The following is an 8,336-nucleotide window of genomic DNA, read 5'->3' on the forward strand; positions in this document are numbered from 1 at the left end:
CATTATTAAAGTATAAAATAAAATAGAAATATTTTTAAACTATAAAATTGTATAAGAACTTTAATAGATTCTATTTCTTATTTTAAATGTAAGTCATATTCTGATATGATATATACATATCTAAATTACTAGCAAACAATAGTTATGGAGGTGTCCTTGCATGACACAAGATTTATTGTTCATTACCAAACCTACTGTAACGACAAAAGAGGCAGCCGACTTATTGGGAGTAACGGTACAAACAATTTTAAAAAAAGAAAAAGATGGATTAATAGAATGTGTATATAAAGATAACTGGAAGCAATTCGGTAGTAAGATTTTCTATTTAGAGGACATTGAACGTTTAAAAAATAAAAATGAGGTTAAAGGCCTTAGCACGAAAGAAGTAGCTGAAATTCTTAATGTTGCACCATCTACTATCTTTACATACATCAAATCTGGAAAATTACCCGCGACAATGGTAGAAAAACGTGGAAAACAAGTATATCTTATCGATGAAGAAGAGCTAGAGATTTTTATGCTTGATTATGAAAAAACTAAAACAAAAGAGCGAAAAACATTCATTACTAAGATTCAACAAGAAGAGATATATTTATATCAATTATTAACACATCAACATACCGGAAAAACAGCTAGGGTAATAGAAATCAATGGAGCAGACGGCAAGATTCTTACAGAAGACGAAGAAATTTTCCCTCTATCCACTTATAAGGAACATAATTACTCCTTTGAACCTTTCCATAAACAAGCTGTAATTACCAAACGAGGGTATTTATCTTTTTCATTTAAAAAACCTCAGCTATTTAATTCCATTACTTATAATCTAATAAATTTATTTTACAAAGAGCTAGGTGTCACAAATATGCGATTGAGTATTTCATCTGATACTATTAAATTAGAAATTAAACCTTTCGTATTACAAGTTGATCCATTACAGTTTCAAGAAGAGATTAAATACTTATATTCTCATATGAAATCAGGTACTATTCTTCCACATGTAGAGGGAGTTTACTTTAAAAGTAATGTAGAGCCATTAACTTTTCATGCAGATTATGAATTCAAGCAAAAAGTAGTGCAAATGGCAGCGGATGCAGGTATGGGACAGGAAGAATTTCTATTGCAAGCTGTAAAATCTTATATAAAAAATTTAGAATAGCAATAAATTTGATATCAAATAAAAAAAGCGTAGAAATAAAACCTTTCTACACTTTTTTATTACTTAACTAAATCTAATTTCTCTTATTGAAAACTAAAAAAGAAACAATATATTACACATTTTATTATGAACAAAACTACCTTTTAATTTACCATAATTTTATTATGGATAATAATTTAACTGTATATTCTATATACTATTAATTCTTTATGATAAATCATTTTCTTATTTTAGATTTTCTTGTTTTGGCACAATTTTAATAGATCTTTTACTAATCCGTATAAGCATGCCAAAAGATAGAAAGATAAAAAACCCACCAAATAGAGCAAATACAACTGTAGGCGTGAAATGTGCTAATAATACCCCCGAAACAATAGGTCCTACAGCCATTCCCATATATCTAATAAAGTTAAACATTCCCATTGCACTTCCTCTATTATGTTCAAATTCATTTGCAATCATAGTAGCAAATAAAGGAGTAAGGATACCAATTGATATACCGTGGAGAATTAAAGCAACTGTTACGCCAATTAAAGTTTTCGAGTGGGTCACAGCAAATAATATAACGCTCAAAGCTAAGACTACATTTCCAGTTATAAAAAGCTTTTTTTGTGAAATTTTTGATTGAATTGTTTTAAAAGCCATGCTGCCAATTATTAAACTAATAGCCATTGGTAAGTAAAGTAAACCCACTACCTGTAAACTTAATTGATAATGATCAGTTAATAAAATTGGTAAGTAAACAAGGAAGGAGAAATAAAGAAAAAATGCAAAGAAACTTAATATTAATATGGAACTGCCCACTTTGCTTTTAAATATAGAAGCATAGTGAGATATAAGTGTTTTCCCACTCAATTCTTTTTTACTTCCTACACGATCTTCAGGGAAATATATCCAATTAGTTATAAATAGAATTACAGATACTGCTACAAGTAGCCAGAAAACACCTGGGTAATTATATTTTTCCCCAATAAAACCTCCTAGCACTGGTGCAACAGCAGGTGCAATGGATAACATGGTTTGATATGTACCCATTGCACTTCCTCGTTGTTCTCCTTGAAATACAGTACCAATTGTAGTTGCAGCAATAAGTGGTATTGCAGCTGTCCCTACAGCCTGTAAAATTCTACATATTAAAAATACTGTAAAGTTACTTGTAATTGCACAACCAATACTCGCTATAATTGTTAAAATAATACTCGGAATAAGAATAGTCCTAGCACCTTTAAAATCAATTATAGAACCAAAAACAATTTGCATAATTGCCGTAATAAAAATAAATATGGAAACGGAAAGGTTAACCATTGTTATAGATACTTGGAATGAATCCCGAATTATGGGGATTATTGGAGAATATATATTTTGATTTAAAGAAGCGAAAAAAGCACTAATACACAACAAATATAAAAGAAAAGAAGCACTTGATTTAACACGGTTCATGCTATCCCTCCTAAAAGATTATTAATAATTAGCTAATTTATTTAAGTTATAATAAATTTATTTCTCCAACATTTTATCGTTTATATTTTGTAAAAACTTCAATATTGCGTTTTGTTCAATTTCAGAAAATGAATCAACGAACTGATAAAATTCATTTTCTTTCTGGTCATGAATTTTCTGATGTAATTCACAAAGTGATTGTCCTGCCGGAGTAAGTTGATAATATACCTCCTTTTTGTTATCAACTGACTGAAAACGAGTGATTAAATTTTCTTTTATTAATTTGGTGTTAATTTTTGTGATATTCGCTTTAGATAAATTCATTTTCCTTGCAATTGTAATATTATTTATTGGCTGATTTTCACCAATACAGGCAATTACGTGTATACTTGTCATATTTGTCGGTACATGTTCTATTTCTTCCATTTTTGCTTGCTTAAAAAAAGTCTCAATATCCTTATCTGCCTTTTGTTCATTGAGATGTAACAAATGTAGATAATTATCGTAAATTTTCTGTTTTATGCCCTTATTCATTTAAATGTTTCTACCCTTCTTTGTCTATTTTATTTTTTGTTTACCGGTAAACTATTTTGATTTTATATCCTCATTTAGCAATTGTCAATTGCTAAATTGAAATTTAACTAATTATGTAAGAACCTTTAATGTATCTATTTTTCACAATTTACCCTAATAAAGTCCTATTATATTAAAGAGTTAGTTTCAATGCATAAAAGTCGTTTTTTTAAATTGTTGACCTGATTATTGTTTACTGGTAAACTTTATATTGTTAACCGGTAAACAATAATTCTAGATAGGGGAAATTATTATGACAAATTTTGTCCATGAACAAACCTTAAAAGCTATTGAAGACTTTGTCATAACAAGAGAAAAGAAAAAATATGCATCTCAAGAGATGATAAAAGAATTAGTTAGTGAATATGAAAATATAAATAAAAATTGGACTCTAACGCAACTACATATTGTTTCGGTTATTCATGAGAGTAAACAACAAATGAATAACTCTCTACTATCTATGGAACTTAATATTTCTAAAGCAACCATCTCTAAAGCTATTCGCGTTCTTATTGATAATAAAATTTTATTGACGCATCAAAATACAGATAATAAGAAGGAAATCTTTTATACTTTAACTGATAAGGGAATACAGTTAGCCATTGTTCATAAAAAATTACACAAAATTGCACATGAGCGTTACAGTGAGTTATTCCAACAATTTAATGATTCCGAGTTACAAGTTGTAACAAAATTTTTAGAAGCATGGAAACAATGTATTTAATTTTTTGTTATATCAGCTTAGAAGGTATATGTGTTGACCTTTTCATAAAAATAGAAAAACTAAGGGGTTTTAGCCCCTTAGTAAAAATTGAATTATATTAATAACTAAAATAGCCATGTTTTTTTAAACTAACTTATCAAAAAGAATAGGCATGGAAATAGGTCCACGTGTATAAAGTCCTTTTTCAACATATTGAAAATCTTCTTCTAGTTTAATATTTTTCATATTATCTAAGACTACATTTACAACTATTTCAATTTCTGATTTCGCAAACGCTGCCCCTACGCAATTATGAATACCTGATCCGAATGCAAGATGTCTTGCAGCACCACTAAATGCCTTTTTAATATCAAGATCCGGACGATAAATGTTGAATTCATCAGGTCTTTCAAATGCATTAGGGTCACGGTTCGCTGCACCAATCATACAAAATACCGTAGTTCCTTTGGATAGTTGGATACCACTTATTTCCGTATCTTTTGACAATTGACGTGGGATCAATTGCACTGGTGGATTGTAACGTAAAGTTTCTGCAATAGCTAATGGTACTAATGAACGATCACTTAATACATCTTGCAGTTGTTTCGGTTGGTTAATTAAATTATAAATTAATAAAGCAAGAGTCTTATCACCAGGTTCTGTTGCAGCTAATAATATATTTAAAATCAATGCTAGAATATCAGTATCAGTCATAGCTATTCCTTCATATTTTGCACTGCATAATTTAGAAATTAAGTCTTCCTGTGGGTTTAATCTTCGCTCTTTAATAATTGGTTCTAAATAATTAGCTAACTGTTCACTGCACCAAAGAGAATGTTTTTTTGCCTCTGGTGGTTGATTTATACTGGTAATAAAGTCAGCTACACCGCTATGCCATTCTCCTATCTTCTTATGATCTTTCTTATCTAATCCAATCATATCCATTGTTACATAAACAGCAAATGTTCTGCCAAAATCATTAATTAAATCTATCTTTCCATTTGGAAGGTGTGGAAATAGTAAATCTTCTGCATTCTTTTTAATTAAAGGCATTAATTTTTGTAAAGCATCTCCCATAAAACTCCTTAAAACAATTTTTCTTTTCGCAACATGCTCTTTTCCACGCATTTGTGCTAATACTGGTCCACGCATTACTGGCTCAGCACGTTCAGCTAATGATTTTGTTGTAAATGTTTCGGTATCATTCAATATATTACGGACATCTTGATATCTGCTAATAAAATAACTATCAATCTCACCTTCGTAATGTACTGGGTCATTCTGACGTAGGTATGAAAAATACTTATATGGATTTTCTTGAAATTCCTCTGTTAATATATTTACCGTTTGTATAGTATTTGACATATTTCTTCCCCCTTGTATTGGATACTTACTATTTGCTAAGATAAATCTTCTATTTCTTGAACCATTAAATATCCTTGATTTGGTTTCATCTTGATAGAAAAATCATTTCGAACTATCTGTTCACCAAGCTCCCATGGTTTATGATAAATAAGTACAGCTTCTTGAGCTCCTAAAATTTCAGCTCCGCCAATGAAAAATGGGAGTTCTGCAATTACATATTCTACTGCAATATTTAGCATGTCATTTGATATGTGATTAATATCTATATTGGTACCTCTTGCCCTACCTAAAATGGCTGCATGTGACATTTCTAAGCAAGCATTTCGAAAATGAGTTTCGTTTAAAAAAATATTTTCCGCTTCTGCTCTCATGCAATTATATGCATTGTTGTCATTAAAATCAGAAAAAGTATGGATAGCATTTACATTACCACCATGCTCTTTAAGTGCCTTTTCAGCTGATCTTCTATTTCGAGATACTTCTTTTCTAACTTTTCTTTCCGCTTTACCTTTTGGTGTTCCTAAAGCCTCAAGTAAATTTGCAGCTTCTTTTCCAGCTAATAAAACACTAACATCATCAAAAGTATGTAATGCCCATTCAATGAGTCTATTAATATATTCATCAGAAAATCTACTATTAAACGGACTAATACCTATTATTGCATGCTTACTACGTTTTAATATTTCAGCACAATTAGTAGATAAGGGCTGAGAACTAAACTCTCTTACATTTCTTACCGCTATAGCATTTGTCATACAATCATCCCTTTAAATAATTTTATCAATATAAACCGTTTTATTGATTTTAAATAACCAACAATATTTCAAACTATATGCAAAGAAGATAGAATATCTTGATGTTAAAAATAATGAATAAAATGATACTAAACAAAGACCTTGCATAATGTTCACCGGTGAACAAAACCAATTCTATATTGGCACTGTTGTTTTGTCAATACGTATTATTCAGAAAAAATAAACAAGACAAAAAATTAAAATTCTGTTCACATTTGTTTAAAAAACAGAGTTTTATCATTTTAGCCAATTCATCTCCCACCTATTCACTGGGCTGTGACCCTTCACGCTCCTTGAGGAAGGAGTCTTCTTGGCTAAAATGATAAAGAAGCAATGTATGTACTCATCGTATTAATTGTATTGTAACAACCAGCAATTAATTCACTTAAATCACGTAATTCATGTGTAGCTAATTGCATTTTTGAATCCTCCTTTTCAAGTTTTTTTAGTCTCTCCTAAACTATATAAGCGGTGCATACCAAACGTGGCGAATATTTATGGATATATATGTGGAAGTACAAAAGAGCAAAATGAACAACGTCAATTACATAAGATAATGGAACGAGGGGTGGAAGTATTGCAACTGTGCTGTGTTATAATTCTAAAGTACTAACATTTCATGTAGGACTTATAGATGTCGGTTTGACATATGAAATGTAAAATCAATCTGTTATTTTGAGGGTTCAGGCTACCATTATTTAAATTAACATTCACACTAAAAAAAGTACAAGGAGGAAGGTATATCTATTAAAATAGTGAGGTATATCAAATTAGAAATGAACATTAAATTTAATAAAAAAGTAGTAGCATTCACGGCAGGATTAACGGTATTATCTTCACCATTGGTATCGTTTGCAGAGGAACAACAATTAGTAAACAATAAGCAACCTACAAACGTTCAGGAACAAAGCAAAACAACATCAGATGAACAGGCTTTAAAAAGTATTGAAGCTAGTTTTGAAGAGGTAGACGGACGTGGTGGAGGTACTGTCGACAATAAGAAAGTAGATAGTCTTCAACGTTCAGAAGGTATTCATGAAGAAACAGGTACACTAACTGTTCCTAACAATTCAAACAGAACAAAACGTAGTCTGTCTCCCATATCACCTAGCACCTCTAGTACAATAAATGGTGTTCCATTCACTGAATGGATTGTTCCAGCAGGTAACGATAATATTCGTCCTCAAAACTATATGAGTCCAAAATACATTACAATTCATGAGACTGATAATACAAGTGTAGGAGCAGGTGCTAGAAACCACGCCCAATACCTATATAACCAAGCAGTAGGCAACACAGACCGAGCTGCATCGTGGCATTTTACAGTAGACGATAAAGAGATTTATCAACACCTACCATTAAACGAGAACGGATGGCACGCAGGAGACGGTGATGGTCCAGGTAATAGAGAATCTATTGCAATTGAAATCGCAGTTAACAGTGACGGAAACTACAGTAAAGCGGTAGATAACGCTAAGAAACTTGTAGCTTATTTAATGAAAGAAACTGGTGTACCGTTAAATAACATTGTAAAACACCAAAAATGGAGCGGTAAAATCTGCCCTGCTAACATGATTAATAATGGGCAATGGGATGTATTCGTAAATAGCGTTGAGGGGTATTATAATAATCTTTATCAACCAAAAGATGACATTACAGGAGGTTGGTATGAAGAAGCTATTCGAGAGTTAAATAGAAGAGGTATTATGATAGGGGAAGGAAACGGAGTTTTCGCACCTAATAGAGCGATAACAAGAGCCGAATTTGCTCAATTAATCTCTAAATCTCTAAACCTGCCAGCTGGAGATGCTTCATTTAAAGACCTAAACGATGCAAACTCAACTTTACGAGATGGTATTAAACGTGCTGCAAGTGCAGGTATTATTCTAGGTAGAGGTGATGGTTATTTTGACCCAAACACACCTATTACAAGAGAAGAATCAGCAATTATTGTAAACAAGGCTTTACAGTATAAAGGTATATGGGGACCAGTTGTAAACCTACCATTCTCAGACAAAGACCAAATTATTTATAAAGAAGACGTACAAAGACTGTATGGCCTAGGTATTGTAAGAGGTAAGGGTGACAATCAATACGACCCTAAAGGAACAACAACTCGTGGTGAAACAGCAACATTCATTCTAAATATGCTACAAGTAATTGAAAATGGTAGTGTTGAAAAGGTAATTGGAACGGCTCAAATTAATGGTATTGGGGTAAATGTTCGAAGCGGATCAGGTACAAACTATTCTATTGTTAGAAAGACAAGTAAAGGCGAAAAAGTTACAGTATATGAAGAAAAGAA

The 8,336-nt window shown here is 31.4% G+C and carries 7 protein-coding genes and 1 pseudogene; 3 read left to right on the forward strand and 5 right to left on the reverse strand.

Annotated elements, in window-relative coordinates:
- Positions 1-160: 160 nt before the first annotated feature.
- Entirely contained in the window at positions 161-1,156 is a 996-nt protein-coding gene (locus tag ACO6VI_RS32390; protein ID WP_327898167.1) for a helix-turn-helix domain-containing protein, read from the forward strand.
- Positions 1,157-1,381: 225 nt separating this feature from the next.
- Here ACO6VI_RS32390 and ACO6VI_RS32395 read toward each other — a convergent pair whose 3' ends face one another.
- A complete protein-coding gene (locus ACO6VI_RS32395; RefSeq protein WP_422425148.1) occupies positions 1,382-2,596 on the reverse strand; it encodes an MFS transporter in 1,215 nt (404 codons plus the stop codon).
- 57 nt (positions 2,597-2,653) lie between these two features.
- The gene (locus ACO6VI_RS32400; protein WP_001032351.1) at positions 2,654-3,130 is read right to left on the reverse strand and encodes a MarR family transcriptional regulator; all 477 of its coding nucleotides are present in this window, start codon (positions 3,128-3,130) and stop codon (positions 2,654-2,656) included.
- A gap of 292 nt (positions 3,131-3,422) precedes the next feature.
- Here ACO6VI_RS32400 and ACO6VI_RS32405 point away from each other — a divergent pair, with 292 nt between their 5' ends.
- Positions 3,423-3,893: a MarR family transcriptional regulator gene (locus ACO6VI_RS32405; RefSeq protein ID WP_069604037.1), complete on the forward strand. Its 471-nt coding sequence runs from the start codon at positions 3,423-3,425 to the stop codon at positions 3,891-3,893.
- A 123-nt stretch (positions 3,894-4,016) separates the two neighbouring features.
- On the opposite strand, the gene ACO6VI_RS32410 is transcribed toward ACO6VI_RS32405, so the two are convergent.
- The 3 genes and pseudogenes from ACO6VI_RS32410 to ACO6VI_RS32420 all read right to left on the reverse strand — a co-directional run.
- Complete coding sequence (locus ACO6VI_RS32410; protein WP_017658173.1) at positions 4,017-5,237, reverse strand: cytochrome P450, cyclodipeptide synthase-associated; 1,221 nt, start codon at positions 5,235-5,237, stop codon at positions 4,017-4,019.
- Between the two features lie 35 nt (positions 5,238-5,272).
- Positions 5,273-5,992 (reverse strand): tRNA-dependent cyclodipeptide synthase, encoded by a 720-nt coding sequence (locus ACO6VI_RS32415; RefSeq protein ID WP_422425151.1) that lies wholly within the window; start codon positions 5,990-5,992, stop codon positions 5,273-5,275.
- 371 nt (positions 5,993-6,363) lie between these two features.
- Positions 6,364-6,450 (reverse strand): annotated as a pseudogene (locus ACO6VI_RS32420) (spore coat protein); the annotation flags it as partial.
- A gap of 357 nt (positions 6,451-6,807) precedes the next feature.
- Between ACO6VI_RS32420 and ACO6VI_RS32425 the strand changes: the two are divergent.
- On the forward strand, positions 6,808-8,336 hold a 1,529-nt coding region (locus ACO6VI_RS32425), incomplete at its 3' end, for an S-layer homology domain-containing protein (RefSeq protein ID WP_422425152.1).

The sequence above is a fragment of the Bacillus sp. PSXD-155 genome (assembly GCF_049310765.1).
In the GTDB taxonomy this organism is placed as follows: Bacteria; Bacillota; Bacilli; order Bacillales; family Bacillaceae_G; genus Bacillus_A; species Bacillus_A cereus.